Genomic DNA, 24,583 nt, shown 5'->3' with positions numbered 1-24,583 from the left:
TTGGGCGTCGGACTCTCCCTTATCGTCGCCATCGGAGCGCAGAACGCGTTCGTGCTGCGTAAGGGCTTGCAACGCGCCCATGTACTGCCGGTGGTGGCAGTGTGCGCACTGTCCGATGCGATTCTGATCCTGGCCGGGGTGGCAGGAATCGGCGTTCTCGTCGACCGGTTTCCTGTCGCGCTACGTGTCGTGACCGTTCTCGGTGCACTGTTTCTGCTCGTCTACGGCCTGATGGCACTGAACCGTGCTCGGACGCCGTCCACCATGACCGCGGAGGCACACGGAGGCGGTTCGCTGATCGCCGCCGTGGCCACATGCCTGGCTCTGACCTGGCTCAATCCTCACGTCTACCTCGACACCGTGGTGTTCCTGGGTTCCATCGGGAACCGTCAGCCCGGTGAACTGCGATGGTGGTTCGCCGCCGGCGCGATGCTGGGCAGCGTGCTGTGGTTCACCGCGCTCGGCTACGGATCGCGGGTGCTCAGTCCACTGTTCGCGAGGCCGGCGGCGTGGCGAGTACTCGACCTCGGCATCGGCATCATGATGCTGACCCTGGCAGCACTGCTGGTGCTCGGCTGAACCGAACTACTGGGTCGTTCCTGCAGGCTCCACTCCCGCCACTCTGGGTCGTTCCTGCAGGCTCCACTCCCGCACTTGATCCGCGGTACAACGAGTGATCTGATAGTCGCGAAAGACCGACCGCGCGGTCTGACAAACCTGGAGGATTTCCCGTGCCGTACCTCGGCCTGCTGATCATGCTGCTGTCCATCTTCTGCTTGATCGATGTCATCACCGCCGACGATTCCGGCATCCGCCACCTTCCGAAAATGGTGTGGCTGCTGCTCGTCATCGTTCTGCCGCTCGCCGGATCGATCGCGTGGCTCGTCGTCGGCCGGCCCGAGAACGGCGGCATCTGGGGTGGCAGCGGCGCACCACGCACCTCGTCGGCCTACCCCGAGTACGACGCCAAACCCGGACGCGCCGTTGCCCAATCGCAGGCGAGCGACGAGGAATTCCTACGCCGTTGCCGCGCCCGGGCCGAAGAGCAGCGCCGCATCGCCCGCGAGCAGCGTAAGAGCGAATGAGCCAACAGCGCTCAGTGTCCACAATTTTCGTCTGCGGACGGTTTTCCGCCTGCCGAGCCGAATTGTGGACACTCAGCTCACTACCCGACGACTAGGTATGCGATGGCCAAGCTGACGACATTTCCCGAGCCGAACTCCGCCCTTTCTGATCCCGCCGAGTTGTTTCGCGAGTACCTGCGCTTCTATCGCAGGGAGCTCGTTCGACGCATCACTTCGCTGAGCGACGAAGCACTGACCAGCACGGCCGTTCCCTCGGGATGGACTCCGCTGCAGATGCTGACCCATCTGGTGCACATGGAGCAGCGTTGGTTCGTCTGGGGATTTCTCGGCCGCGCAGTGGACGCGCCGTGGGGTGACGAGCAGGACGGGTCATGGCATGTGCCGGCCGACGTGGACGCCGAGACCCTGCTGGCCAGGCTCGACGACGGCGCCCGCCTCACCGACGAGATACTGAACTCACACCGAATGGACGAATTGGCAGCTCTCGGTGGACGATTCAGCGACGAGCAGCCGACGCTGATCTGGATCTGCTTGCATGTACTCCAGGAATACGCCCGTCACCTCGGCCACCTCGACGTCGCAGTCGAACTGGCCGGCGGGCCGAGAGGTGAGGGACCGGCATGAGAATCAACATCACCAGCGTCTTCGTCGACGATCAGAGCAAGGCGCTGACGTTCTACACCGAGGTACTGGGCTTCGTCGTCAAACACGATGTAGCCATGGGTGGCCCCGATCGTTGGCTCACGGTCGTCTCACCGCAGGATCCAGAGGGCACCGAGTTGCTGCTCGAGCCCAGCGGTCATCCTGCAACCGCACCGTTCAAGGACGCTCTTTTCGCGGACGGTATCCCGTTCACACAGTTTGCGGTGGACAGTGTTGCAGCAGAATACGATCGGCTCATCGGCCTCGGCGTTCGGTTCACTCAGCAGCCCACCGAGATGGGTCCGGTGATCACCGCGGTGTTCGACGACACCTGCGGAAACCTGATTCAGATCGTCGCTCCGTCGAACTGACGCCTCAGACGTTCGCGTACAGATCGACGGTGGTGCCGTCGGGATCGTGCACGACGGCATAACGCTGTCCCCAGAACGCATCCCACGGCTGCAGGTGACCGGTGTACCCGGCTTTCGTCACCGCAGCCCACGCCGCGTCCACCCCGTCGGGCGTCCCACAGTCGAACGCGAGCGCAACGCGATGGCCCCCGCTGGGCGGGGTCCAAGACGGATCGAACGAGGTGATGGTCGACGGTAGATCGAACAGCAGGCGGACTCCGCCGAGGTCGACTTCCACGTGCTGCTCACCGTCGGCCTCGGCCGGAATATCCAGCCCGAGAACGCGGTAGAACGCCAGCGCCGACGCCATGTCGGCAACGATGATTTCGATTCCTGCCAGGCGCGGTTTCACAACGAAAAGAGTAGACCGTCAGCCCCAGTTCGCGGCATTCGTCAGACAGAACGGATGCCCGGCCGGGTCCAGGAGTACGCGCCAGGTCTCACCGGGCTGGTTCTCGGGCAGCGTGGCGCCCAGTTCCACGGCAGCCGTCGACGCGGCGTCCAGATCGTCGACAGCAAGATCGAAATGAAACTGTTTGCTGCCGTTCGCATTCGGCCACGGCGGCGGTCGATAATCGTCGACGCGGCCGAATCCGAGCGCACTGCTCGGCCCCTGCAGCATCGCGTACTCCTGCTCCGCATGCACGACGCTCCAGCCCAGCAGCGACGACCAGAATGCCGCGCTGGCCTGAGGATCGGCGCAATCCAGGGTGACCATCTTCAGAGTGGCCACAGGTGTTCCGGTCATGGTGTTCCTCCTTCTCGTGTCGGACCAGACTCATACACTGACCCGCGTGCCGGATAGGAAAAACGCGACAGCCACCCAGTCCGGCGTCCTGCGGCCCGATCAGCTGGCGCAGCATGTCGACCTCGTACGGCTACCGTGTTCGGAATCGTTGGAACCGTGGGTCGAGAACTACTGGCAGCTGCAGTGGGAACTGCCGCCCGGCACAACTCATCACAGCTCGACGCTCCCGCACCCGGCCTGCACGTTGAGCGTCGAACATGGTTGGACCCGCGAGGGCGTTGTCGAGCCGGTGGTCGTGACCGGGGTCCTCACGCGTCGCTTCGACGTCGTCCTCGCCGAGTCCGGGTGGGTCTTCGGCGTCAAGTTCCGGCCCGGCGGCTACGCGAGTTTCACCGGAACCGTGGCGAGAACACTGCGCGATGTCCCGGTGGCGCCACCGACCCCGTTCCGGTCCGAAACCGTCGCTGCACTGGCCGAGCTGGATGGGCATTTCGATGCCGACCACTGCCGAACCGTCGTCGACGCGGTTCTCACGCCCTACGCCCGTGACATCGAGCCGGAGTACGAGGTGGTCTTGGACGTCATTGCGACCATGCTCGGAGATCGGACGCTGGTTCGCGTCGCCCAGGTGGAACAGCGGTGTGGCATCGGCACTCGTCGACTGCAGCGGCTGTTCGAGCGTTATGTCGGCGCGACGCCCAAGTGGGTACTCGGGCGGTATCGGATTCACGACGCCCTCAGCGAGCTCGACAACGGCTACTCGGGTCCGCTGACAGACCTGGCCGTGCGGTACGGGTGGTTCGACCAGGCTCACTTCACTCGGGAGTTCACCGAATTGGTCGGAATGCCGCCGAGCGCATACCAGCGGTGAGTAACGCCTTCGTCACGCAATGCGACTTTTGCCGATTCGTTTGGCACAGTATTCGCGGTGCCCGATAAGCATCGTGGTGGGGAACAGCAGCACAGAGGAAGAGTGGGCTTCAACGCATGATCAACATTCTCGTCGCCGGTGGAATCGCGTTGGCGGTCTCGATTCTGTTGACTCCATTTCTCATCGCACTGTTCACCCGGCAGGGCTTCGGCCAGGAGATCCGCGTCGAAGGTCCGGCAAGTCACCACGCCAAGCGCGGAACGCCGACGATGGGCGGCGTCGCGATCATCGTCGGTTTGTGGGCCGGTTACCTGGGCTCGCACCTCGTGGCAATGGGTGGTGACGGGCCCTCGGCGTCGGCGCTGTTGATTCTCGGTCTCGCGACGGCACTCGGCGTCGTCGGATTCCTCGACGACTACATCAAGCTCCGCATGAAACGAAGCCTCGGGCTCAAGGCGACCGGCAAGTACGTCGGCCAGATCAGTGCGGCGGTGATCTTCGCGGTACTGGCGCTGCAGTTCCGCAATGGGAACGGGTTGACTCCGGGTAACGTCGAACTGTCGCTGGTACGCCAATCCACGTTCTTCACCATGGCCCCGATCGTCTTCGTCCTGTTCTGTGTCTTCCTCGTCGTCGCGTGGTCCAACGCGGTCAATCTCACCGACGGGCTCGACGGTTTGGCGGCGGGGTCGATGACGCTCGTCCTCGGCGCGTACACGGTGATGACGTTCTGGCAGTACCGGCAGTCCTGCGCGACCAATTCGGTCGCCGGGTGCTATCAGGTACGGGATCCGCTCGACCTCGCCGTCGTCTGCGCTGCGGCCGCGGGTGCCTGCATCGGATTCCTCTGGTGGAACGCGGCTCCGGCCAAGATCTTCATGGGCGACACCGGCTCACTCGCCCTCGGCGGACTGCTCGCCGGCCTGTCGATCGTGAGCAAGACCGAACTGATCGCCCTCGTCTTCGGAGCCCTGTTCGTCGCCGAGAGTGCCTCCGTCGTCATCCAGGTCGCGTCGTTCAAGAGCACCGGCAAGCGGCCGTTCCGAATGGCCCCGATCCACCACCACTTCGAACTTGCCGGCTGGGCCGAGACGACGGTCATCATCCGACTGTGGCTGTTCGCGGCCATCGCGTCGGCACTGGGACTCGGATTGTTCTACAGCGAATTCCTCGCAGCCGTCGGCTGACCTACGATTCTGGGATGACTGAAGAACTGTCGCCTGTTGCCAAGGTCGACGCTCTCGCCGCCGAACTCGAACAACTCGATGCTCGACGCGTCGCCATCGGGGTCGAGCTCGTCAACCTTCAATTCGGCCTCGACGGGGACGCCAAGATCCGTGCGACCGAGGTCTTTCACAGCGACTACCTGGGACGACTGTTCACCTTGGTCGACGAACTTCGCACCGACGAATAGGACTCGCTACACAGCGTCCTGATCCGAACGCGACACCACGGTCAGGCGAAAATCTCTGAGCGACAGCGTCAATGCGGCCAACGCTGCAATCGCTACTCCACCGATCGGAAACACCAGCCACGGATCGCCGATGGTGGGAGTGAAGGTCGATGTGACAAGGTCGTCGCCGAGATATTGCACGTACACCGCGTCGGTCACATAAGTTTCGGCCATGTAGGTGTCCGTCGCTGTCCAGCCGAAGTCGGCTGCAGGGGGCGAGTTGATCTCGATACTCAACGGATGCTCCCACGACCAGTCCGACGCGGCTTCGGTTGGTTGCGGTGGCCAGTGCGTCCAGGCGAGTGCGCTGCCCGCTCCCAGTGCCGCACCCACGACGATCAACAACACGAACAGGTGTACGCGGCTGCGTTCACGATCCTGAACGATGCGCAGACCCGAATCGACGAGGAACGAGGCAGCCACGAGACCGATTGCTACCCCTGCTGCGACGAGATAGAGCGTCACGGGAAACCAACTCGGGCGGGCGTGGGTCACGCCCAGTTCCTGCGGATCGGCTACGGCGACATGCCACACCACCGCTGCGGCAGCACCTATCGAGGCACCGACTGCGGCAAGTACTGCGACGAGCGCTTTACCGGATGGCCTGTCCACGATCGGGACTCTACTCATGGCCTGTCCGGTCCATTCGAGTACTTGACCTGAAGCTTTGTCGAGGTTCTATCGTCGCTTTCATGAACACACTGAGACCCATGCAGCCACCCGAACTTCAGCCCATCGGATTCTGGACCGCACGCGCTGGCGACGCCATTCGAAATCGGATCCGCGCAGCACTGGCCGAGGTCGGTGTCAGCCAACCTGAATGGTGGCTTCTGCACCAGATCTCGCTGCATCCCGCGGGGGCCGATCGCGCCGAGACCGTCGAGAAGATCGGGCACAACGACACGCCGGAAGCAATCGTCGAGGCCATCGCGTCTGCACGGGACAAGGGTTGGATCATCGAATCGAATTTGCGCCTGACGTTCACCCCGAAAGGTGAAGCACAATTTCGGCGAGCCGCAGACGTTCAACAGATGCTGCAGGACGAACGCATGCAGGGAATCGGACAGGACGAGTACGTCACCACTATTCGAGTGTTGCAGCGAACGATCCAGAACGTCGGAGGCGACGCCTGGCATTGGTGACGGCACCAATGCCAGGGGCGAATGTCGTTCGCCTACAACAGCCTCCGGTCAGCGCATCCGTCACACTCTTGAAATCACAATGCCGACAACCAATCCGAGTACCGCGCCCAGAGCAGGCAAACCGACGACGAGGGTGGCCAACTGCCCAGGCATACCCAGGAACTCCGAATACTGCGAATCGCCGCCCACGAATGCGTAATTGACTCGACGCGGCGCGGCGTCCCGCAGGACGATACCGATCGACGCGATCAGCCCGAGGGAGAAGCCGATCAACGTGGAGACCTTACGCATCCGAGCGAGCCTCGCGGGCCGCTGCGGCGAATGCGGCCATACTCGGGAACTTCATGTCGACACTGTGTTCCTCGGATGGCTCCGGCGTTGCTCCCCAGCCGGGGCGATCGTGCCGCCGATCGATCCACACCGACGGGATGCCATGGCGCTTGGCAGGCACGTGATCGTGGAACAGACTCTGCGCGACGTGGAGTAGTCGTGATCGTGGGACACCCAACGTCTCGAGAAGTCCGTCGAGCGCGTCGAAGTGATTGTCCGCCGGCTTGTAGGCCTTGACGTCCTCGGCGGTGACGATGGCGTCGAACTGCACGCCGAGCCGACGGTTGCTCCCTGCGAAGCCGTCGCGATGCACATTGGACAGGATGACGAGCTTGTAGCTCTCGCCGAGGGACGACAACGCGTCGGCCGAGTCCTCGAATGCAGGCCAGTCCGGAACGGAAGCCCCTAGCGTGTCCGCCCACTCGGCCGAGACAGGTATTCCCAGCGTGTCACCGGTCCGCACGAAGGCGTCGGCAAGAATCCGAGGGTAGAGAGCAGCGGGTGAATCACGCTGTGCCTGAGATTCGTTGATGCCGTAGGCCGCAAGCAGTTCGTCGTCGGACAACGGCGAACCGGCTTCCTTTGCCCATGGCCTGAGCACCTCGAGGATGCCGGTTTCCCAATCGATCAGTGTTCCGTAGCAATCGAAGCTCAGGACGTCGTAGTCGGCGAGATTCATGTGGCCGGGCCTCCTTGCGAAAATTCGATGGCGGCCGATTCTTCGTGCCGATACCGTCTGCAGGTCATGAGCATCGTACTGCCCGTCATCTGCCCTCGCTTGTCCGGCTGTCGATGCGGACGCTGACCGACCGGCAAGCAAATCTACTGCGCGACAGAGTCTATCGGGCTGTTCACATCGGTCCTGTATCCGAGCTGATCGACGGTAGAGTTCATCGCGACAGTCGATCGGCTGACGATGAAAGGCAGAACCCATGAATATGGGCAGGGACGACGAGGTGCGCAACGTCGTCGAAGCGCTGAACACGATCGAGAAGCCCTGGCAGCCTCACCGACTGGCCAGCATCAACGATTACGACGTCAAGGTGGTGAAGCTGCTCGGCGAATTCGTCTGGCACACACACCCCGACACCGACGAGATGTTCTTCGTCCACAGCGGAGAACTCACCATCCAACTTCGCGACCGCGATGTCGTTCTCGGTCCCGGTGACGTCTTTGTGGTCCCAGCGGGCGTCGAACACTGCCCCGAAGCCGTCGAAGAAGTCTCTGCACTTCTGTTCGAGCGATCAGGCACCGTCAACACCGGCGATGCGGGCGGAGACCTGACCTCGCAGATCCGAGAGTTGTGACACGGATTCTGTTGCGGCCCGCCGTGGGATCCGACGCCGACTTCCTGTTCTCTATGGCATCGAATCCCGACGTCGTTCGATGGGTCGGGGACGGAAAACCCTGGAGTAGAGAGTATTTCGATAGCCGGTTCTCGCGCGCCCTGAGCGCGAGGGACGCCCGAACGCCGGACGTACAGAGATGGTTCATGGGCACGAACGAGGATCGACACCCAGTCGGTCTGCTCAGCCTGATTCGACGGTCCGACCACTTCGAGGTCGGGTACTGGGTGCATCCGGCCCAGTGGGGTCGTGGCTACGCAGGCGAACTGATCGCTCTTGCGCAGGATCACACGGATGGTCTCCCGATGGCAGCGCAGGTTCACCGGGCCAACAGCGCCTCGCGTCGGGTGCTCGAGCGCGCCGGGTTCACACTGGTCGACGACGGTGACCCCATGACCTTCCGGTCTCCTCCGAGGCCGTGATTTCGGCTCGCCAGGTCCTGATGGGACGTGGCCGAACCGTAGTGCGGCCGGTCGTCACGCCCCGCACCATGGGTCGCATCAGGAACTCGTGCGGGAACCCGAGGTCGACAGCGCTGGCTGCGTACAGTATGTCGAGTTGGTCTTCCTCGAAGGTGACGTCGAGGGCAGAGATGTTCTGCTGCAGTTGTTCCGGAGTACGTGCGCCGATCAACGAGCTGACGACGGACGGATGCCGAAGCGTCCACGCCAACGCCATCTGAGCAGGAGTCACGTCGAGTTGGCGAGCGACCCCGACAACCGTGTCCGCGTTCGCGAGCCCCCGCGCAGTCAGCGTTCCGCTCGACCTCGCATGATCGCGTCGAGTACCCGCCGGCGCATCGGAACCCGGCACCGCGAGGTCCGCCGCGGTGTACTTGCCGGTCAGCACTCCACCGCCCAGCGGTGCCCAGGGAATGACGCGTCTGCGATCGATGAACTCGACCGCCTGCGCTCTCGTCAACGGCACCGGCACCTTCGCACCATCTGAATCCGACCTTTCGCGGCACGGGAAGTCGAGACTCCGGTGATGCACTGCTCCTATCGTTTGGGACAGAACGAAGGAAGGTCACCGGCACATGCTCGAACGATGGAACGCGGCACTCGACCACATCGAGAACAATCTCGACCGCGAGATCGATGCGAGGGAGCTCGCCCGCATCACGCTGACATCCGAATACCACTTCAGACGCGTGTTCTCGGCACTGGCTGGATTGCCTCTGTCGCACTACATCCGGCAACGCCGAATGACATTGGCAGCAGCAGACATTCTCGACGGTACAGCGGTGCTCGACGTCGCGACCAAATACGGCTACACGGCAGACGCATTCACCCGCGCCTTCCGAGACCTGCACGGCATCACGCCATCTCAGGCCCGCCGACCCGGAGCCGTCCTTCGTTCCAGACAAGCCGTGACATTTCACCTGACCATCGAAGGACGAAGCACCATGCGATACCGCATCACCGAACTGCCGGCCTTCCACATCGTCGGCAAATCCACCCGAATCCCACTGCGGTTCCGCGGCGAGAACACCGCGATGACCGAATTCCACCGTAGCCTCGCCCCTGGAACCGGGGAAAAACTACTCGAACTGGCAGACTTGCCCGAGCTCCCTGACATCCTCTTCGTCAGCGACGGCTTCGAGCCCGAACGCGAAGACGGCAGCCTCTTCGACTACTACTTTGCCGTTGCAAGCACTTCGGCTGGAACATCCGACTGGGACACCCTCGCCGTGACCGCATCGACCTGGGCGGTATTCGAGACGAGCAGCGACACCGCACTCGCCCCCGCACTCCAACAACTCTGGGCCGACGCCTTCAGCGAATGGTTCCCCTCCAACCCCTACGAAACAATCCCGGGACCGGAAATCCTGACCGTCAAGGAAACCTCCCCCGACTGGACCTCTGGAGCGGGAGAACTCTGGATTCCAGTCCAACGAAGTCGATAGCCGTACTTCACTCCTCCCCTCTCGTCGCGGCCCACCATGTCCACTCGATGTGACATTCAGTGGCCTTTTCGGGGGTCAATGTCACATCGAGTGGACTGGATCAGGTGTCAGGCGATCGATTGGCCGTAAACGTGTGTCACCGAGATGGTCACCAGTACTCGTCGGTCGGCGACCATGACGGATCGGTATTCGTTCCAATCGGGGTGCTCGCCGGCGGCGGCGCGGAAGTAGTCCACCAGGGCATCGACTTCGGGGCTGTCGGGTGTCGATCCCGGGCCGGTGAGGGTGACGGTTCCTTCCGCTGTCGCCCATGCTGTGCCGTCGGCACTGGTCACTTCGAGCGCGGCGCGGGGGTCTCGACGTAGATTCGCCGTCTTTGCTCGCCCTTCGGTGACCGAGATCGTGATGGTGCCGGCTGACCGGTCGTAGAACGGCGTCACCGGTGACAGCTGCGGAATTCCGCTGGATTTGATGGTGGCCAGCACTCCGATGCGGCTCTGCTCGAGCAGGTCGTGTGGGTCGAAGGCGCTCGCGGTCATGGCTTCTCCTCGGGTCGAGTGGACAGGTCGGCGGCGTAAGCCCCGACTGCTCGCCGATATTTGCCGAGCACCGGTTCCGCTGCCTGCAACGCGTTACGTAGTGCGGTTCGTGTTCTCCCAGGTCCCAGAATGCCAGGGCAATGAATGCGTCACGCGCAGCGACGTATTCGTTCGAGAACTCGGCATCCTGCAGCACCTGCACTGCTTCGTGAGGACGCCCGACGTTGCGCAACGAGCTCGCAAGTTGGATACGAGCCTGGTGCTCCCTGTCTGTATCCAGCCCGGCCGACAGGGACGCTTCGTACAACGGCACCGCCGCCTCTTCGTCGCCCAGAAAGTCCTCCAGCGACGCACGCTCGAACAGCACGCGAGCATCCGAGTACGACGCGATCGCAAGCAGATGGTCCAACTGAATTCGCATCCGCAGTGGATCGGAGTCGTCCGCGTTGCGCCAGAACGCCGCTAGCGGGTCCACGATGCGTCCCGCTGCTGCAGCTCGTTCGTCGAGTGCACCGTACCTACTCGAACAGGTGCTGTCGTCACGCCCTCCATCGTCGCAGACCCGGCCTAGTCTCGACGGATGGATGTGGAGCTGTCACTGCTCAAGCTACTGGTGGAGATCGACCGTTGCGGGTCCATGACGGCCGCGGCCGAACGGCTCACGTACACCCCATCGGCGGTGTCCCAGCAGGTCAAACGACTCGAGGCCGTCGTCGGCACGCCCGTCCTCGAGCGACATGCGCGTGGAGTGCGACTCACCGAAGCCGGTCGTCTCGTGGCCGGGCGAGCTGCGGCCATCGACACGCAATTGTCGGCCCTGCGCGCCGATCTCGACGATCTGCTCGATGCGCGCAGTGGCAACATCACCCTCGGCGTCTTCCCTTCCTTCGCTGCGTCCCTCCTCCCGGACGTCATGGCCGCATTCCGTTCGGCGCACCCGGGTATCGACCTGCGAATACGGTCGTCGAGGCTGCGCGACCTGCACGCCATGCTGCTGGGCCGTGAAGTCGACCTGTCCCTGGCATGGGACTACCCGGAATTGCCGATGGTGGTCGACGATGTCGAGACCGAAGTCATCGCCGACGACGCCACCGTCCTTCTGGTTCCAGCGGGTTGGTCGCGCAGAGGTCCGCTCCTCCTCGAATCACTCGAAGACGAACAGTGGATCGTCCGCGCATCGCAGCACTCCATCACCACGATGTTCCGATCAGCCTGCCTCAAAGCTGGTTTCGAGCCGAAGGTACTGGTCGAGTCCAACGACTACATGGAATCTCAGGCAATGGTTGCTGCAGGGCTGGGACTCACCGTGGCACCGTCCATGACCACTCGATACCTCCGCGAAGGCGTCGAGTCCATTGCCTTGAACGAGTTGTCCCGGCGACGAATCCTGCTGTGCCGCCTCGGACATCGGACGCCGTCCCCTGCATCGGATGCCATGCGAGCCGTGCTCGTCACGCTCTTCTTAGCTGTGAATTCTACTTAATTCTTATGTAAGAAATGATCTCTGGTCTTCACGCTGATCAAGCGGCAAGGTATGCCACAGGTCACAACGGTGGCCTAGTCCGCAACGGTGCGGACGTGAACTCCTGGAGACATCGTGACTACCGGACACCCAGCCCACGACCCTGACAACACCGTCGAACTGGTGGTTCTCGCCGGCGACGGCATCGGTCCCGAAATCAGCGCGGCGACGGCCTCGGTTGTCGAAAGAGCTCTCGGACAACACGGGATCACCGCCTGCTTCACCGACGGAACCATCGGTTTCGACGCGCTTCACGCATCGGGGACAACGATGCCCGACGCCATCGTCGACCTCTCACGTGCAGCCGACGGCGTCATCCTCGGCCCTGTCTCGCACCTGGACTACCCACCGACTTCGGAGGGTGGCGTCAACCCATCGGGAATTTTGAGGCGAAAGTTGGATCTCTACGCCAACATTCGTCCCGCCAGGACCGTCCCGGCCCTGCCGAATCCGCTCGGCAAGAGCTTCGACCTGGTGATCGCCCGGGAGAACACCGAAGGTTTCTACGCCGACCGCACCATGTTTGCTGGTGGCGGTGAGTTCATGCCCACCGCGGACCTGGCGCTTGCCATACGAAAGGTGACTCGTCACGGTTCCGAACGCATCGTGCGTCGAGCGTTCAAGCTGGCACGGACTCGTCGATCGAAAGTCACTGTGGTGCACAAAGCCAACGTCCTCAGGCTGAGCGACGGACTGTTCCTCGAGGCGGCCAGGGCCGTCCGACAGCACTTCCCCGACGTCGACTACGAAGAGCTCCTGGTCGATGCAGTCGCCGCGCTGCTCATCCGTCGACCGGAGTCCTTCGACGTCATCGCCACCACCAACATGTTCGGGGACATCCTGTCCGACGAGGCAACCGAACTCTCGGGCAGCTTGGGGCTGGCGGCATCACTCAATGTCGGTGACACGCATGCCGTCGCGCAAGCCCAACACGGCTCGGCTCCGGACATTGCGGGCCAGGGCATTGCCAATCCGGCGTCGTTGATCGGCTCCGCCGCAATGCTTCTGAACTGGATAGGACAACGCCGCGGCGACGCACGATTGACCGCAGCAGGCCAATCCATTCATCGAGCCGTCGACAGCGCCGTTGGCAGTCCCGAGACCCGCACGGCGGACTTGCACGGGTCCGCAACCACCCAGCGTTTCACGCAAGCGGTGATCGAGCACATCGAATCGGAGCGCTGAATCATGTTGGCACTTCTCGGATTCGTCTCTCTTGCATCCTTCATGCTGGTGGTCATCAAGAAATGGGCGACCGCCCTGGTTGCCGTCGTCACCATCCCCATCGTGGTCCTGTTGATCAGTGGACAGGGGACAGCACTTCCGGACATGGTGGCGGAGGGCATCGAAACCGTCGCTCCCACCGCAATTCTTCTACTGTTTGCGGTTCTGTACTTCGGAATCATGATGGATGCCAAACTGTTCGACCCCATTTCACGCGGAATCATCCGATTGTCCGGTGGAGATCCCGTCAAAATCTGCGTCGGCACAGCAGTTCTCGCACTTCTCGTCGCACTCGACGGTGACGGCACGACGTCGTACATGATCATTTGCTCTGCGTTTCTCCCGATCTATCGAAAACTCGGAATCAATCCGCTGGTGATCGCCACGATCGCGACGATGGCTCTCGGGACCATATCCGGCACCACCCCGTGGGGTGGGGCTGCGACCCGGGCGATCAGCGTATTGCAGATCGACGCCACCGACTACTTCGTGCACATGTTGCCGGCAATGCTACTGATGTCAGCGGCTATCGTCGGGCTTGCATATCTGTTGGGCCGCAGCGCACGCAAGAAGATTTCCCAGGAACGCATCGCCGAAGTCACCGCGCACGTGTCCTCCGGCGCGCACAAGGAGGGCTCGGATGGAACGCTCCTGACGAAGGCAACCTGGCGAACCTGGGTGAATGCAGCACTCACGGTCACCCTGCTGGTGCTGCTGGTGTTGGGAGTGGCAGACCTACTGGTGCTCTTCATGCTCGGTTTCATCATCGTGCTGATCGTCAACCACCCCAAGCCCTCCGATCAGGGCGACGTGATCCGATCGCATGCTGCCAACGCCGTCCCCGTCGTCATACTGGTCCTCGGTGCCGGCGTATTCACCGGCATCCTCACCGAGACCGGTATGACCACCGCCATGGCCGACGCGCTGATCTCACTGATTCCGGACGGTTCCGAAGGCATGATCCCTGCCGCAGCCGCGCTGATCGGAATCCCGCTGAGCTTCTTCATGGCAAACGACGCCTACTTCTTCGGGATCGTGCCGGTACTCGCGGAATCGGCTGCGCAATATTCCATCCCACCCGAGGAAATGGCTCGCGCTGCGGTGATCGGCCAGATGGCCCACTCGATCGGACCCGCATCGGCACCGTTGTGGGTGCTGCTCGGCCTGGTGCGTGCCTCGTTGGGCGACTTCCAACGCTTCGCATTCCTGTGGGTGCTGGCCGCGTCGCTGATGTATATCGCCTTCGCAATACTCACCGGCGCCATCTCGGTAGGTCTGTGAATTACTGTGCGGCTACGAATTCGATCCGATTGCCCACGCCGTCGCAGGTATGGAACCGTCGTCGGCCCGGAATCTCCTCAGGGTCGGCCCAATTCACTGGGTAGCCGGCCAATGTCAACGCTGCAGCAGTCGCATCGACATCGACGACGAAGGCCGGGTGCGCCTTCAGCGCCGGGCGAAAGTCGTCCTCGATGCCGACATGTACCTCGCCATCGGGACCGCCCACTCCCGGCACGCGAAACCAACAGCCGCCGCGGACAGCCAACAGCGGCGGCTTCGCGATCTCCTGCCAGCCCAGAGCACCCGAGTAGAACTCCCGCTCGCGGTCTTCGCCGCCCGCCGGACATGCGACTTGCACGTGGTGGATCATCGAACGAACCTACCTCCATCTCGATTGACACGTCGGTGAACGGTAGGCAAACGTATGGGCATGCAACTGAGATTTCTGGCCGGCATCTCGACGGCCTTCGCATTCAAGCTCCTGCTGATGCGAGCGCTGACACTCAAGCTGCAGCGAGACATCGAAGCACTGAACAACGGCAACTACCGCCCGCTCCTGTCGTCCTTTCATCGAGACGCAGTGCTCAAGTTCGCCGATGGTGACAGCCGCTGGTCGGGCACACACCGCGGCCGCCCGGCCATCGAAAAATTCTTCCAGGACTTCGTCGCTGCCGGAATCAAAGGCCAGATCACCGAAATCTACAGCGGCGGCGCACCCTGGCGTATGACCCTGCTCGCCCGCTTCGACGACCAGGCCCACGCAGCCGACGGCACCCAGATCTACAACAACCGCACAGTGCTGCTGGTCCGCACGAGCTGGGGAAAAATCATCTCGCAAGAAGACTTCTTCGAGGACACCACACGCCTCGACGCATTCGAGAAGAAACTGCGGCAACTCTAAATTTGCCCGGCATTCGGCTCGGTGCACCACTTCCGCCGGTACTCAATGTGACATCCAGTGGCCTTTTCGGGGGTCAATGTCACATCGAGTGGACCCCAGGGGAGGAAGGGGTGGGGCGGCGATAGGTCACCTGTGGGTAATTGTCGGCATTCGTGACGCTGGCGTGCACGTTGTATACCGTGCGCACCAGGTGTTCGGTGATCACTTCGTTCGGGGTTCCCGATGCCACGATGGCACCGTTGTTCAGGACGATGATGCGGTTGCAGAACATGGCGGCGAGGTTGAGGTCGTGGAGGGCGATGTAGCTGCTCAGGGGTAGGCCTGCGACGAGGGTGAGGATGTCGAGTTGATGTTGGATGTCGAGGTGATTGGTCGGCTCGTCGAGCAGTAGTTCGGTGGGTTGTTGGGCGAGTGCGCGGGCGATCTGGACTCGTTGGCGTTCGCCGCCGGAGAGGGTGTGCCATCGTCGGGTGGCTTTCGATGCCATGGCGGTGTCGGTGAGTGCTCGTGCGATGGCGGCGTCGTCGTCGGATGCGTCGCCGCCGAGGATGCCGTGATGTGGGATGCGGCCTAAGCGGACGACGTCGCGGACGCTGATGTCGACGTCGGTGTCGGAGTGTTGGTCGACCATTGCCACGCGTCTGGCGATGCGTCGTCGACGCAGTGTTCGGAGGTTGTCTCCGTCGAGCAGCACGTCGCCGCTGTCGGGGGCGACGATGCCGGCGAGAATGCGCAGCAGTGAGGATTTGCCCGAGCCGTTGGGGCCGATCAGACCGATGGTCTCGCCGGGTTCCGGCGCGAAGCTGATCCCGTCGAGAATCGGATGCCCACCACGGGTCCACCGAAGGTCTTTGGCGTGCAGTGTCATCGGGACCTCCGTAGCCGAAAGAGAATGAGCGCGAAGGCCGGGACGCCGATGAGTGCGGTGACCACTCCGACGGGAATTTCCTGTGGCGCGAACACCGTTCGGGCGATCGTGTCGACCCAGACCATGAAGATTGCGCCGATCACCACCGTCGTCGGGAGCAGTCTTCGGTGGCGCGCGCCGACGAGGAAGCGGGCAACATGCGGGAGCACCAGTCCTACGAATCCGATGGCTCCGGCGGCACTGACGAGGGCGGCCGTGATCAGTGCGGTGATGACCAGCAACAGAATTCGGACATATCTCACCGGAACGCCGAGCGATGCGGCCGCGTCGTGCCCGAAAGTGAAGGCATCGAGGGCAGAGGTGTTGAACAGGCACACCACCATTCCCAGCAGTGCCACACCGCCGCACAGTGCCACGTCTGTCCAGTCGGCACCGCTCAGGGAGCCGAGCAGCCAGAACAGCACTCCCCTCGTTTGTTCGGCATCTGCCGAGGATATGACGATGAACGACGTCAGAGCCGAGAACAGTTGTGTACCGGCCACTCCCGCGAGTACGACGCGGTCGTTGCCGCCGCCCGCACCTGCGGCGAGCAGCATCACCAAGACGAACGACAGCAGCGCTCCGGCGAACGCCCCGGTGGACAGCGACAGTGCGCCGCCGCCGACGCCGAGCACTGCGACCACTACGGCACCGGTGGATGCGCCCGACGAGATACCCAGCACGAACGGGTCGGCCAACGGGTTGCGCAGCAGCGATTGCATGATGGCACCGCACAGCGCGAGGCCTGCGCCGCAGATGGCCGCGAGCAATGTTCGGGGCAACCTCAACTGCCAGACGATACCGTCCTCGATGCGGCTCACTCCGGCTGTGCCGATCCCGATGTGCCCCAGTATCACTCGATACACATCGGATACCGACACACTGGCGGGACCGATCGTCACGGCCACGCCGATCGAGAGCACCAACACCACGAGGCCACCGAGCAGAAGCGGGATCAGCAATCCGCGATCTGTCCGGCTCATGGGGTGGTCGGGCCCCAGTTCTGCAGAGCCGCTGCAACTTTCTCGACCCCGTCGATCGTGCGGATCGATGGGTTGAGGTCGGCACCGTTGACGACGATGTACCGCTTGTCCTCGACGGCGGTGAGCCGACTGGTGACGGAATTCGATTCCAGGAAGGCGATCTTGCTGTCGAGAGCATCACCGGCGATGCTCCGCCGGCTCAGGTCGGCGAGAACGAGCGCGGTGGGATCGCGATCGAGGACACTCTCCCAATTGACCTGTGGCCATTCGTCGGTGGTGTCGGCGTAGATGTTCTGGGCACCGACGGATCCGGTGATGATTCCCGACGACCCACAGCATCCGGCCATGTACGGGGTATCGGTGTCGGCGAACCAGTACGCCAAAGTCACACCCGAGGCGTCGACGGCTCCTGATGCTTTCGCGAAGCGATCCTGCAGCTCGCCGACCAAGCGTTCGCCGCGATCACGCACGTCGAAGATGGCTGCGAGGTCGCGAATCTCCTGGTAGACGGTCTCGATCTCGAGCGGCGTCGTACGCGCGCCGTCGGAGTTGACACTGTCGTCGGTCTTGCCGTTGCAGTCGGTGGGAGAGAGGTAGCTCGGCACACCGAGCTGCTCGAACTGGTCCCTGTCGGCTACTCCTCCGGGCCCGAGAGTGCCGCCGAACGACGCGGACACGAAGTCGGGCTCGGCGTCGAGCACCACCTCGAGCGAGGGTTTGTTGTCCGCCAACCTGGGCACCTTCGCGTTCTCGGATTCGAGGTTTGCGCGGACGGGGTCGGTCCAGGTGGCGGTGCCGACCATCCGGTCGGCGAGGCCGAGCGAAAGAAGAATTTCGGTCGAACCCTGGTTCAACGACACCGCACGCTGAGGCGGGGCGTCGACGACGACGTCGCGGCCGCAATTGTCGATCGTCAGCGGATAGTTTCCGGTGGTCGGGGTGGCCGCGTCGGTTGTCGCAGTGGACGAACAACCGGCGAGAACGAGGATCGAGACAGCGCCTAGGACGGCGAGAGTGGTGCGCATCGTGAAGAGCTTCCTGCTGAGGGCTCGTGTCGCGGAGCCGCGGATGGAGGTGAATCACGACGTCCGAGCATTCGGACTTCGAGCTCTCACCCGTCACCGTTGCGCGCCAGCTCCGGAATTGCACCGGATTCCCTCGTTCGTCGCATGCTGACCCTATCGTGCGGGGGACCTCGACGGTCAGCGTGTCGCTGCGCCCACCGGCTCCTGGGCGTAGCTGCGCGGAAAGGTGGTGCGTGCCAACACGACTACGATCATCGCGGCGGCGACGAGCACCGTCGCAGCAGCCGTGACGGCCACGATGCCGCTGAGGTCGATCACCACGCCGCCCACCAGGGCTCCCGTGGCGATCGCCAACTGGAAGGCAACGACATAGATCGCCGACGCCTTGTCCGCATCGGCCGGCGCCGCTCTGACCACTGCCGATTGGATGCACACCGGGAGGGTGGTGAAGGCCAGTCCCCACAAGGCGATCGCGCCGACGGCGAACACGGCCAAGCTGCCCGGCGCTCCGATCAGGGCGCACCAGAGAACTGCAATCGCAGCGGTCACTGCGCCCAGGGCGGCGATGGTCGAGTACCGAGGCCACCGGTCGTAGGTTCTGCCGATCACCCAGATTCCGATCACTCCGAACAGCCCGTACAACATCAACATCAGAGTCAGAGTGGTGCCGGCCGACCCGATGGCACGGTCGACGATCACCGAGAAGTAGGTGTACGCGGCGAAATGACCGAGGACGGCCAGAAACGTCACTCCGCACAGAACGGCCAGGGTGCCGTCGAGCACCCGCGGTGTCTTTTTCGTCTCCGAAGCCGCCCGGGTGACCGGTAGTGCCGGGAGGACGAAGTAGAGCGCCACCGCGATTGCTGCGGCGACCACACCGAGAATCGTTGCGGCCGTGCGCCATCCGAACCATTGGCCCAGGGCAGCGGTTAGCGGGTTGCCGGCAACCAATGCCAGCGAGGTACCGGCGTACACCGTCGCGATGGCCTTGCCCTGCTTACCCGGTAGCGCAAGCGAGGCCGCGACCGGCGCGACGACAGCCCAGAAGACGCCATGCGTTGCCGCGCAGAGCATTCGGGAGATCACCAGCATCGGATATCCGACCGATATCGCCGAGAGGAGTTGCGAGAGTGCCAGTGCGGCAACGGTGATGACGACGAGACGCCGTCGGGGCCACTCACGCACGAACCGGATCAGCGGCATCGTCATCACGGCAACGCCGTACGCGTAGAACGTCAGCAGGAGACCAACGGCCGATTCGCCGACACCGAGGTCGCCGGAGATTTCGGGGAGCAACCCCACGGGCAGTGTTTCCGCAGTGACGTAGATGAATGCGGCTGCGGCGAGCACCAGCAGTTTCGGTAGCGGCGACGACATGCTGTGTATCGTTACACACAATCGGTACAGCGCGCTACAGTGGGCCGGTGAACACTCGGGTGACCATGGCTGACGTCGCAGCGTCCGCGGGCGTGTCCACCATGAGCGTCTCGTACACCTACAACCGACCGAGCCGGGTATCGGCGGCCACACGCGATCGGGTGTACGAGGCAGCCGCCACCCTCGGATACGCCGGTCCCAACCGCACGGCCCGGTCGCTGCGCAGTGGAAGGCACAACAGCATCGGCGTCGTCCTCGGCGAGAAGCTCACCTATGCATTCGAGGATCCCCAGGCTCGACGTTTTCTGTCCGGTATCGCCGAAGCATGTCTGGACGCGGACACCGCGCTGGTCATGCTGCCGAACCTGCACCGCGACACCGACAATGCACGCATCCGAGACGCACAGGTCGACGGGTACGTCGTGTGGACCACCGAGACGGACGACCCCCTGCTCGACGTGCTCGTCGACACCGGCAGGCCGACGTGCATCCAGGGCGGGCCCGACCATCCCGGCCTGAACTGGATCACCATCGACGACCGAGCGGCAGCCGAAACCATTGCCACCGTCGCGTTGAACAGCCGATCTCGCCCTGCCATCGTCGCTCTCCGGCCTGATACCCGACGCGAATCGACGATCGTGCGTGGCGCGGACGCGTCGGACATCTCGATGCCGGTGACCCGAGCACGTCTCGAAGGCTATCGGGACGCCTGTGTGCAATTCGGACTCGACTGGTCGACGGTTCCGACACTGTTCACCACCGACAACGCCCGCGCAGAAGGCGACCGAGCTGCGCGACTGTTGTTGCAGGACAATGCCATCGACACGTTGCTCGTGATGAGCGACGAACTTGCCCTCGGAGTGCTCGACGCCGCGGCCGCATCCGGAATCGACGTTCCGGAGCAATTGGCCGTCACCGGATGGGACGACTCCCCCGCCGCAGCCGACGCCGGATTGACCACCGTCGCGCAGTCGCTGTTCGATCAGGGTCGGTCGGCGGCCCGGTGGGTTCTCGGACTCAGCGACACCGTGGACGATGCGATCTGGAGCATCGAAAGACGATTGTCGACAGGACGCGCAAATGGCCGACAAACCAAGGAGAGCATGATCTAATAGCTCCATAAAAGGGGATGTTCCCTGTTTATGGCGCTGAACCAGACTCGTGGGCTAGTATCGCTCGTGGCTATCCGGCCATGAGGGGGAACAATGAGCCGAGAGCACGACGCGCCGCCCCGTCATGTCGCCGCTGTGTCCGGAACCGCATCCGGAACTGCGGCCCAGCGCGACGCGTTGACCGGACTCCCGAACCGCGACGAGATTCTTGCCCTCATCACCGCCGAGCTCGACGAACGCACCCCGGGTCGCCAGTTCAGTGTCCTGCTGGTCGACATCGACGGATTCCGAGAATTCAACGACGCCCTTGGCCCCGCGCAGGGCGACGACCTGCTGTGCATGATCGCCGATCGCCTCCTTGCCTCCACCCGCCCCGGCGACACCATCGGCCGACTCACCGGCGACGAATTCGTCGTCATCGCCCGAGGCTCCCACTCCATAGCCGCGCGCGCCCTGGCCGCCGGTTTCGCGAGCATCTTCGAGCCCGCCTTCGAGCTCGGCGACCGCCAACTCACCCTCACAGCCAGCGTCGGAGTCGCCTCCAGCACCGACACCGACATCAGCGCCACCCAACTGGTTCACAACGCCGCCGCAGCAATGCATGCCGCCAAGGCCGTCGGACGCAACGAACACCACGTCTTCACCGACGAGCTGCACCACACCAACCGCACCCGACTCGAACTCATCGAACGACTGCGCGGCATCGCCATGGTCGAGCGCGAACTGACGATGGTCTACCAACCCATCGTCGAGCTCACGACAGGAACGGTCGTCGGGGCCGAAGCACTCATCCGATGGAACCACCCCGAACTCGGCCTACTGATGCCCGACACCTTCATCCCCCTCGCCGAGGACGCCGACCTCATCGTCCCACTGAGCATGTGGATTCTCGCCGAGGTCGCGCACACCATCGCCGACTGGCAGACCCACAACATCCACCTCCAAGTGGGCGTCAACATCAGCCCAGCCCACTTCGCCACCGGAAGCCTCGCCACCGACGTCATCGACATCGTCGACACCTACGGCATCCAACCCGGCCGGCTCGCCCTCGAACTCTCCGAATCACAGACACTGCACGACCTCGACGCCGTCCACTACCAACTGCGCGACGTCCAACGCCACGGCGTCCTCATCGCCATCGACGACTTCGGCTCCGGCTTCTCCTCCCTCGAACGACTCGCCACCCTCCCCGTCGACACCCTCAAGATCGACAAATCGCTGACCCAACACCTCGACAGCGACAACCTGCACCGACGCCGCGCCATGACCACACTCTGCACAGCCCTCGTCGACGTCACCACCACCCTCGGCAAAGACACCGTCATCGAGGGAATCGAGACACCGGAACAACTCCAGGTCTGCACCGACATGGGCGTAACCTTCGGCCAAGGACACCTACTCGGACGCCCCATGCCCGTTGCGGCACTCGAACAATTCATCACCCGACACAGCACCCACAGCGAATCCGCATAACCCGAGGAACCGAACGTGAAGATCGATAACGAAGTCCAACGCTTCACCGACGCACCCCGAGCCCAACTCTCCACCATCAACCCCGACGGCACACCACACCTGGTACCGATCGTCTTCGCCGTCGCCCCCACCGGCGACCGCATCTACACCGCCATCGACTGGAAACCCAAAACAACCCGAAAACTCCAGCGCCTCGACAACATCCGCGCCGACCCCGCCGTCAGCCTCATCGTCGACCACTACACCGACGACTGGTCCCAACTCTGGTGGATCCGCGCCGACGGAAGCGCCCACATCGCCGAAACCTCCAGCGCCGAAAGCACATCGGCCACCGACGCCCTGGTCGCGAAATACAGTCAATACAAAAACAACAGACCCGAGGGTCCAGTCATCATCATCGACAAACTGTCCTGGCGATCCTGGTCGGCTTCCTGACCCCGCCCCTGCCCCTGCCCCCTTTGACCACTCAATGTGACCTTCAGTGGCCTTTTCGCCCGTCAATGGCACATCGAGTGGACTGCGGGCGGGTGACAGTGCAATGAAATTCGATGGCCAGTTGGATGCATTGTTGACACACTGCTGACCATGCACGACGCGCCTTCCGAACGGATTGTGACCGATCGCCTCGTCATTCGTCGCGAGGAGTCCGACGATGCCGGTGCTGTTGGCGACGTGATCGGCCGCAATCTCGTTCACCTTTCGCCCTGGATGGGGTGGGCGACCGAAGAAGCTGCACGAACGTCGGCGCAACTCGCTCGTATCGCCGACGCCGTCGAGCAGTGGGATGCCGGGAAGATTTTCGATTACGGAATCTTCGACCTCGAAGGCGGCGCATTTTTGGGCAAGATCGGGATGCATCGCCGAATCGGCCCGCACGGAATCGAATTGGGCTACTGGCTCGACTCCCGGGCCGAGGGACGTGGGGTGATCAGCGAGGCCGTCGCGGCGCTCATGCGGGAGGCTTTGAGGCTGGACGGAATCATCCGAGTTGAAATTCATTGTGATGCAGCGAATCTCAGAAGTCAGGCCGTACCCAGACGGCTTGGCTTCGTTCTGGACAGAATCGAGGATCAACCGATCACCGCTGCGTCCGAGACCGGCGAGCACATGGTCTGGGTGTATCAGCCCGACCGGCGGCAAGCCTGATCCGCTCGCGGTCGGACCGTGACGTTCGGTCGCGGTCGAGCCTTGGCCTGCTCGTAGCGCGCCCGAAGGTCGGCCAATACGCGTTCCGGATCATCCCGAATATCACTCGGCAGATGTGTCACCACGATGAGGCCGGCATTCTGCGCTCGTTCACGACGCGCCACCGTCGCCTTGTGTGCCGCAGGCGAGAGGTGGTGCTCCAGCGAATCGATCTCCCAATCCAATGCCACGTCGTCGAGCCAATTATCGGCGATCAACAGAAACTTTCCCCGCTCGTCGTGGACGACCACGTTGTGCTGCATCGGCGGAAGTCCACTGCGCGCGTACAGCTTCTGGGCCTGGGCTTCGGCAACGGAATGCGCGCCGGCTGCCAACTCCCGCAACACCCGTCGTGGCATCGCCGTTCCTCGTGTACTACCGGCGTCTAGCTCCTTCATGATCGCATCCACGGTGGCCGCGCCTCGCTGCACGACGTTGGCAATCAGCGCCATGCACTGGTCGGCATTCTTCATTCGCCGAACCGCATCGCACAAGCACCGAACGATCGGCGCAACGCGGAGTCCCGACTTCAACTCCGCCGTCGGCATTCGCCACGTTCGCTCCACCACAGCGAAGCTCACGGACTTCCGATGTTGCGGCTCGGGAATCAGGGCGAAAGTCTCTTCCAACGAGCCCGACGTGCCCAATCCATGCAACGCCAACCCTGCCCGACCGCTGATGACAGCATCTTTGCCGCAGTAGATTGCCACCGCGGTGGCGCGCTCCATCGGCGTCAGCGAGCGATTCTTCAAGAACACCAACCCAGGTAGTGCCCGTGACCAGCTGCCGTCCGGCTGGGTGCGTCGAACAATTGTCTTCGACGCCACCCCGAGCTCGAGGAGATGCGCTGTCCTCATGAAACCGCGATCGGACGCAGCCGCAATCACCTTCGCATCGATTCGTGCTCCACCCCGCTTCATGCCCTTGATGATGCACAATCCAGGCACCCCGAATCCGACCCGACGATGGGGAACACATTGCCCTGTGGATAACTGGTGCCCTGTGGACAAACTCCGCCCAGGAGCGCCCCACCGAGATCGAATGCACTCGGCAAGCCGCTGCCCGCACTCGACCCGGGGTCCACTCGATGTGCCATTGACTGGCGAAAAGGCCACTGAAGG

The 24,583-nt window shown here is 63.1% G+C and carries 32 protein-coding genes, 1 pseudogene and 1 riboswitch; of the genes and pseudogenes, 19 read left to right on the top strand and 14 right to left on the bottom strand.

Annotation, left to right across the window (positions count from 1 at the left end; translation table 11 throughout):
• The 4 genes from CH256_RS09570 (at nt 1) to CH256_RS09555 (ending at nt 2,098) form a co-directional block, all read left to right on the top strand.
• Nucleotides 1-579, top strand: a complete 579-nt coding sequence (locus tag CH256_RS09570; RefSeq protein WP_094669447.1) for a LysE/ArgO family amino acid transporter — start codon at nt 1-3, stop codon at nt 577-579.
• Nucleotides 580-731: 152 nt separating this feature from the next.
• Nucleotides 732-1,085 carry a PLD nuclease N-terminal domain-containing protein gene (locus CH256_RS09565; RefSeq protein ID WP_094638454.1) on the top strand — a complete coding sequence of 118 codons (354 nt, stop codon included), beginning with the start codon at nt 732-734 and terminating at the stop codon, nt 1,083-1,085.
• Nucleotides 1,086-1,187: 102 nt separating this feature from the next.
• Nucleotides 1,188-1,709, top strand: coding sequence for a mycothiol transferase (locus CH256_RS09560; RefSeq protein ID WP_094638453.1), 522 nt, complete (start codon nt 1,188-1,190; stop codon nt 1,707-1,709).
• A complete protein-coding gene (locus CH256_RS09555) occupies nt 1,706-2,098 on the top strand; it encodes a VOC family protein (RefSeq protein WP_094638452.1) in 393 nt (130 codons plus the stop codon). The genes CH256_RS09560 and CH256_RS09555 overlap by 4 nt, the downstream gene beginning before the upstream one ends.
• A 4-nt stretch (nt 2,099-2,102) precedes the next feature.
• Here the strand turns inward: CH256_RS09555 and CH256_RS09550 are convergent, their stop codons facing one another.
• The gene (locus CH256_RS09550; RefSeq protein WP_068045411.1) at nt 2,103-2,489 is read right to left on the bottom strand and encodes a VOC family protein; all 387 of its coding nucleotides are present in this window, start codon (nt 2,487-2,489) and stop codon (nt 2,103-2,105) included.
• Nucleotides 2,490-2,507: 18 nt separating this feature from the next.
• On the bottom strand, nt 2,508-2,885 hold the full coding sequence (locus CH256_RS09545; RefSeq protein WP_094669446.1) for a VOC family protein: 378 nt from the start codon (nt 2,883-2,885) through the stop codon (nt 2,508-2,510).
• A gap of 46 nt (nt 2,886-2,931) precedes the next feature.
• On the opposite strand from CH256_RS09545, the gene CH256_RS09540 reads away from it, so the two are divergent.
• The 3 genes from CH256_RS09540 to CH256_RS09530 all read left to right on the top strand — a co-directional run bounded on the left by CH256_RS09540 (nt 2,932) and on the right by CH256_RS09530 (nt 5,170).
• Nucleotides 2,932-3,756, top strand: coding sequence for a helix-turn-helix transcriptional regulator (locus CH256_RS09540; protein WP_255183197.1), 825 nt, complete (start codon nt 2,932-2,934; stop codon nt 3,754-3,756).
• A gap of 116 nt (nt 3,757-3,872) precedes the next feature.
• A complete protein-coding gene (gene mraY, locus CH256_RS09535) occupies nt 3,873-4,943 on the top strand; it encodes a phospho-N-acetylmuramoyl-pentapeptide-transferase (protein ID WP_068045417.1) in 1,071 nt (356 codons plus the stop codon).
• A 14-nt stretch (nt 4,944-4,957) separates the two neighbouring features.
• Nucleotides 4,958-5,170: an oxidoreductase gene (locus CH256_RS09530; RefSeq protein ID WP_068045421.1), complete on the top strand. Its 213-nt coding sequence runs from the start codon at nt 4,958-4,960 to the stop codon at nt 5,168-5,170.
• 6 nt (nt 5,171-5,176) lie between these two features.
• On the opposite strand, the gene CH256_RS09525 is transcribed toward CH256_RS09530, so the two are convergent.
• The gene (locus CH256_RS09525) at nt 5,177-5,821 is read right to left on the bottom strand and encodes a hypothetical protein (RefSeq protein ID WP_143536545.1); all 645 of its coding nucleotides are present in this window, start codon (nt 5,819-5,821) and stop codon (nt 5,177-5,179) included.
• A gap of 80 nt (nt 5,822-5,901) precedes the next feature.
• Here CH256_RS09525 and CH256_RS09520 point away from each other — a divergent pair, with 80 nt between their 5' ends.
• Complete coding sequence (locus tag CH256_RS09520; protein WP_094669444.1) at nt 5,902-6,351, top strand: MarR family winged helix-turn-helix transcriptional regulator; 450 nt, start codon at nt 5,902-5,904, stop codon at nt 6,349-6,351.
• Nucleotides 6,352-6,411: 60 nt separating this feature from the next.
• Here the strand turns inward: CH256_RS09520 and CH256_RS09515 are convergent, their stop codons facing one another.
• Nucleotides 6,412-6,642: a hypothetical protein gene (locus CH256_RS09515; RefSeq protein ID WP_094669443.1), complete on the bottom strand. Its 231-nt coding sequence runs from the start codon at nt 6,640-6,642 to the stop codon at nt 6,412-6,414.
• Nucleotides 6,635-7,360 carry an HAD-IA family hydrolase gene (locus tag CH256_RS09510; RefSeq protein ID WP_094669442.1) on the bottom strand — a complete coding sequence of 242 codons (726 nt, stop codon included), beginning with the start codon at nt 7,358-7,360 and terminating at the stop codon, nt 6,635-6,637. Before CH256_RS09510 ends, CH256_RS09515 begins: the two co-directional genes overlap by 8 nt.
• Before the next feature lie 253 nt (nt 7,361-7,613).
• Here CH256_RS09510 and CH256_RS09505 point away from each other — a divergent pair, with 253 nt between their 5' ends.
• The gene (locus CH256_RS09505) at nt 7,614-7,988 is read left to right on the top strand and encodes a cupin domain-containing protein (RefSeq protein ID WP_094669441.1); all 375 of its coding nucleotides are present in this window, start codon (nt 7,614-7,616) and stop codon (nt 7,986-7,988) included.
• Between the two features lie 53 nt (nt 7,989-8,041).
• Nucleotides 8,042-8,449, top strand: a complete 408-nt coding sequence (locus CH256_RS28975; RefSeq protein ID WP_373454798.1) for a GNAT family N-acetyltransferase — start codon at nt 8,042-8,044, stop codon at nt 8,447-8,449.
• Here the strand turns inward: CH256_RS28975 and CH256_RS09495 are convergent.
• Complete coding sequence (locus CH256_RS09495) at nt 8,394-8,954, bottom strand: aldo/keto reductase (RefSeq protein WP_256989413.1); 561 nt, start codon at nt 8,952-8,954, stop codon at nt 8,394-8,396. The genes CH256_RS28975 and CH256_RS09495 overlap by 56 nt on opposite strands.
• Nucleotides 8,955-9,063: 109 nt before the next feature.
• Here CH256_RS09495 and CH256_RS09490 point away from each other — a divergent pair, with 109 nt between their 5' ends.
• Nucleotides 9,064-9,933: an AraC family transcriptional regulator gene (locus tag CH256_RS09490; RefSeq protein WP_094669438.1), complete on the top strand. Its 870-nt coding sequence runs from the start codon at nt 9,064-9,066 to the stop codon at nt 9,931-9,933.
• 107 nt (nt 9,934-10,040) lie between these two features.
• Here CH256_RS09490 and CH256_RS09485 read toward each other — a convergent pair whose 3' ends face one another.
• Both CH256_RS09485 and CH256_RS28970 read right to left on the bottom strand, forming a co-directional pair.
• Complete coding sequence (locus tag CH256_RS09485) at nt 10,041-10,472, bottom strand: PPOX class F420-dependent oxidoreductase (protein WP_094669437.1); 432 nt, start codon at nt 10,470-10,472, stop codon at nt 10,041-10,043.
• 124 nt (nt 10,473-10,596) lie between these two features.
• A pseudogene (locus CH256_RS28970) lies at nt 10,597-10,893 on the bottom strand (tetratricopeptide repeat protein); the annotation flags it as partial.
• A gap of 159 nt (nt 10,894-11,052) precedes the next feature.
• Here CH256_RS28970 and CH256_RS09475 point away from each other — a divergent pair.
• From CH256_RS09475 to CH256_RS09465, 3 genes are all read left to right on the top strand, one after another.
• Entirely contained in the window at nt 11,053-11,955 is a 903-nt protein-coding gene (locus CH256_RS09475; protein ID WP_094669436.1) for a LysR family transcriptional regulator, read from the top strand.
• Nucleotides 11,956-12,069: 114 nt separating this feature from the next.
• Nucleotides 12,070-13,179 carry an isocitrate/isopropylmalate dehydrogenase family protein gene (locus CH256_RS09470; RefSeq protein WP_094669435.1) on the top strand — a complete coding sequence of 370 codons (1,110 nt, stop codon included), beginning with the start codon at nt 12,070-12,072 and terminating at the stop codon, nt 13,177-13,179.
• A gap of 3 nt (nt 13,180-13,182) precedes the next feature.
• Nucleotides 13,183-14,499, top strand: a complete 1,317-nt coding sequence (locus CH256_RS09465; protein WP_094669434.1) for a CitMHS family transporter — start codon at nt 13,183-13,185, stop codon at nt 14,497-14,499.
• A 1-nt stretch (nt 14,500) separates the two neighbouring features.
• Here the strand turns inward: CH256_RS09465 and CH256_RS09460 are convergent, their stop codons facing one another.
• Nucleotides 14,501-14,869: a glyoxalase gene (locus CH256_RS09460; protein WP_094669433.1), complete on the bottom strand. Its 369-nt coding sequence runs from the start codon at nt 14,867-14,869 to the stop codon at nt 14,501-14,503.
• A 60-nt stretch (nt 14,870-14,929) separates the two neighbouring features.
• On the opposite strand from CH256_RS09460, the gene CH256_RS09455 reads away from it, so the two are divergent.
• The gene (locus CH256_RS09455) at nt 14,930-15,400 is read left to right on the top strand and encodes a nuclear transport factor 2 family protein (RefSeq protein WP_143536544.1); all 471 of its coding nucleotides are present in this window, start codon (nt 14,930-14,932) and stop codon (nt 15,398-15,400) included.
• A 79-nt stretch (nt 15,401-15,479) separates the two neighbouring features.
• On the opposite strand, the gene CH256_RS09450 is transcribed toward CH256_RS09455, so the two are convergent.
• The 4 genes from CH256_RS09450 to CH256_RS09435 form a co-directional block, all read right to left on the bottom strand.
• A complete protein-coding gene (locus CH256_RS09450; protein ID WP_094638435.1) occupies nt 15,480-16,268 on the bottom strand; it encodes an ABC transporter ATP-binding protein in 789 nt (262 codons plus the stop codon).
• Nucleotides 16,265-17,290 carry a FecCD family ABC transporter permease gene (locus CH256_RS09445; RefSeq protein ID WP_094638434.1) on the bottom strand — a complete coding sequence of 342 codons (1,026 nt, stop codon included), beginning with the start codon at nt 17,288-17,290 and terminating at the stop codon, nt 16,265-16,267. Before CH256_RS09445 ends, CH256_RS09450 begins: the two co-directional genes overlap by 4 nt.
• Entirely contained in the window at nt 17,287-18,315 is a 1,029-nt protein-coding gene (locus CH256_RS09440; RefSeq protein ID WP_094638433.1) for an ABC transporter substrate-binding protein, read from the bottom strand. Before CH256_RS09440 ends, CH256_RS09445 begins: the two co-directional genes overlap by 4 nt.
• 19 nt (nt 18,316-18,334) lie before the next feature.
• Nucleotides 18,335-18,449, bottom strand: a riboswitch (cobalamin riboswitch).
• Nucleotides 18,450-18,492: 43 nt separating this feature from the next.
• Nucleotides 18,493-19,692, bottom strand: a complete 1,200-nt coding sequence (locus CH256_RS09435) for an MFS transporter (protein WP_094669432.1) — start codon at nt 19,690-19,692, stop codon at nt 18,493-18,495.
• A 47-nt stretch (nt 19,693-19,739) separates the two neighbouring features.
• On the opposite strand from CH256_RS09435, the gene CH256_RS09430 reads away from it, so the two are divergent.
• The 4 genes from CH256_RS09430 (at nt 19,740) to CH256_RS09415 (ending at nt 23,423) form a co-directional block, all read left to right on the top strand.
• Nucleotides 19,740-20,804: a LacI family DNA-binding transcriptional regulator gene (locus CH256_RS09430; protein WP_256989412.1), complete on the top strand. Its 1,065-nt coding sequence runs from the start codon at nt 19,740-19,742 to the stop codon at nt 20,802-20,804.
• A 93-nt stretch (nt 20,805-20,897) separates the two neighbouring features.
• Nucleotides 20,898-22,277, top strand: a complete 1,380-nt coding sequence (locus CH256_RS09425) for a putative bifunctional diguanylate cyclase/phosphodiesterase (RefSeq protein WP_094669431.1) — start codon at nt 20,898-20,900, stop codon at nt 22,275-22,277.
• A gap of 15 nt (nt 22,278-22,292) precedes the next feature.
• Nucleotides 22,293-22,712 carry a TIGR03668 family PPOX class F420-dependent oxidoreductase gene (locus tag CH256_RS09420; RefSeq protein ID WP_068045490.1) on the top strand — a complete coding sequence of 140 codons (420 nt, stop codon included), beginning with the start codon at nt 22,293-22,295 and terminating at the stop codon, nt 22,710-22,712.
• Nucleotides 22,713-22,862: 150 nt separating this feature from the next.
• Nucleotides 22,863-23,423, top strand: coding sequence for a GNAT family N-acetyltransferase (locus tag CH256_RS09415; RefSeq protein ID WP_094669430.1), 561 nt, complete (start codon nt 22,863-22,865; stop codon nt 23,421-23,423).
• Here the strand turns inward: CH256_RS09415 and CH256_RS09410 are convergent.
• Nucleotides 23,399-24,382 carry a hypothetical protein gene (locus CH256_RS09410; protein WP_094669450.1) on the bottom strand — a complete coding sequence of 328 codons (984 nt, stop codon included), beginning with the start codon at nt 24,380-24,382 and terminating at the stop codon, nt 23,399-23,401. The genes CH256_RS09415 and CH256_RS09410 overlap by 25 nt on opposite strands.
• Nucleotides 24,383-24,583: the final 201 nt, after the last annotated feature.

It is taken from the genome of Rhodococcus sp. 05-2254-6 (assembly GCF_002258565.1).
Classification (GTDB): Bacteria; Actinomycetota; Actinomycetes; order Mycobacteriales; family Mycobacteriaceae; genus Rhodococcoides.
Note: the sequence above shows the minus strand (reverse complement) of the source record. Positions and strands in the feature narration are given on the sequence as shown.

Excerpts from the sequence above, each read along its gene's own strand:
- CH256_RS09450 (WP_094638435.1), bottom strand. The coding sequence starts at position 16,268 with ATGACACTGCACGCCAAAGACCTTCGGTGGACCCGTGGTGGGCATCCG.
- CH256_RS09455 (WP_143536544.1), top strand. The coding sequence starts at position 14,930 with ATGCAACTGAGATTTCTGGCCGGCATCTCGACGGCCTTCGCATTCAAG.
- CH256_RS09520 (WP_094669444.1), top strand. The coding sequence starts at position 5,902 with ATGAACACACTGAGACCCATGCAGCCACCCGAACTTCAGCCCATCGGA.
- CH256_RS09485 (WP_094669437.1), bottom strand. The coding sequence starts at position 10,472 with ATGACCGCGAGCGCCTTCGACCCACACGACCTGCTCGAGCAGAGCCGC.
- CH256_RS09505 (WP_094669441.1), top strand. The coding sequence starts at position 7,614 with ATGAATATGGGCAGGGACGACGAGGTGCGCAACGTCGTCGAAGCGCTG.
- CH256_RS09490 (WP_094669438.1), top strand. The coding sequence starts at position 9,064 with ATGCTCGAACGATGGAACGCGGCACTCGACCACATCGAGAACAATCTC.
- CH256_RS09515 (WP_094669443.1), bottom strand. The coding sequence starts at position 6,642 with ATGCGTAAGGTCTCCACGTTGATCGGCTTCTCCCTCGGGCTGATCGCG.
- CH256_RS09465 (WP_094669434.1), top strand. The coding sequence starts at position 13,183 with ATGTTGGCACTTCTCGGATTCGTCTCTCTTGCATCCTTCATGCTGGTG.
- CH256_RS09445 (WP_094638434.1), bottom strand. The coding sequence starts at position 17,290 with ATGAGCCGGACAGATCGCGGATTGCTGATCCCGCTTCTGCTCGGTGGC.
- CH256_RS09460 (WP_094669433.1), bottom strand. The coding sequence starts at position 14,869 with ATGATCCACCACGTGCAAGTCGCATGTCCGGCGGGCGGCGAAGACCGC.
- CH256_RS09410 (WP_094669450.1), bottom strand. The coding sequence starts at position 24,382 with ATGAAGCGGGGTGGAGCACGAATCGATGCGAAGGTGATTGCGGCTGCG.
- CH256_RS09435 (WP_094669432.1), bottom strand. The coding sequence starts at position 19,692 with ATGTCGTCGCCGCTACCGAAACTGCTGGTGCTCGCCGCAGCCGCATTC.
- mraY (WP_068045417.1), top strand. The coding sequence starts at position 3,873 with ATGATCAACATTCTCGTCGCCGGTGGAATCGCGTTGGCGGTCTCGATT.
- CH256_RS09545 (WP_094669446.1), bottom strand. The coding sequence starts at position 2,885 with ATGACCGGAACACCTGTGGCCACTCTGAAGATGGTCACCCTGGATTGC.
- CH256_RS09415 (WP_094669430.1), top strand. The coding sequence starts at position 22,863 with ATGCACGACGCGCCTTCCGAACGGATTGTGACCGATCGCCTCGTCATT.
- CH256_RS28975 (WP_373454798.1), top strand. The coding sequence starts at position 8,042 with ATGGCATCGAATCCCGACGTCGTTCGATGGGTCGGGGACGGAAAACCC.
- CH256_RS09475 (WP_094669436.1), top strand. The coding sequence starts at position 11,053 with ATGGATGTGGAGCTGTCACTGCTCAAGCTACTGGTGGAGATCGACCGT.
- CH256_RS09425 (WP_094669431.1), top strand. The coding sequence starts at position 20,898 with ATGAGCCGAGAGCACGACGCGCCGCCCCGTCATGTCGCCGCTGTGTCC.
- CH256_RS09510 (WP_094669442.1), bottom strand. The coding sequence starts at position 7,360 with ATGAATCTCGCCGACTACGACGTCCTGAGCTTCGATTGCTACGGAACA.
- CH256_RS09555 (WP_094638452.1), top strand. The coding sequence starts at position 1,706 with ATGAGAATCAACATCACCAGCGTCTTCGTCGACGATCAGAGCAAGGCG.
- CH256_RS09530 (WP_068045421.1), top strand. The coding sequence starts at position 4,958 with ATGACTGAAGAACTGTCGCCTGTTGCCAAGGTCGACGCTCTCGCCGCC.
- CH256_RS09560 (WP_094638453.1), top strand. The coding sequence starts at position 1,188 with ATGGCCAAGCTGACGACATTTCCCGAGCCGAACTCCGCCCTTTCTGAT.
- CH256_RS09440 (WP_094638433.1), bottom strand. The coding sequence starts at position 18,315 with ATGCGCACCACTCTCGCCGTCCTAGGCGCTGTCTCGATCCTCGTTCTC.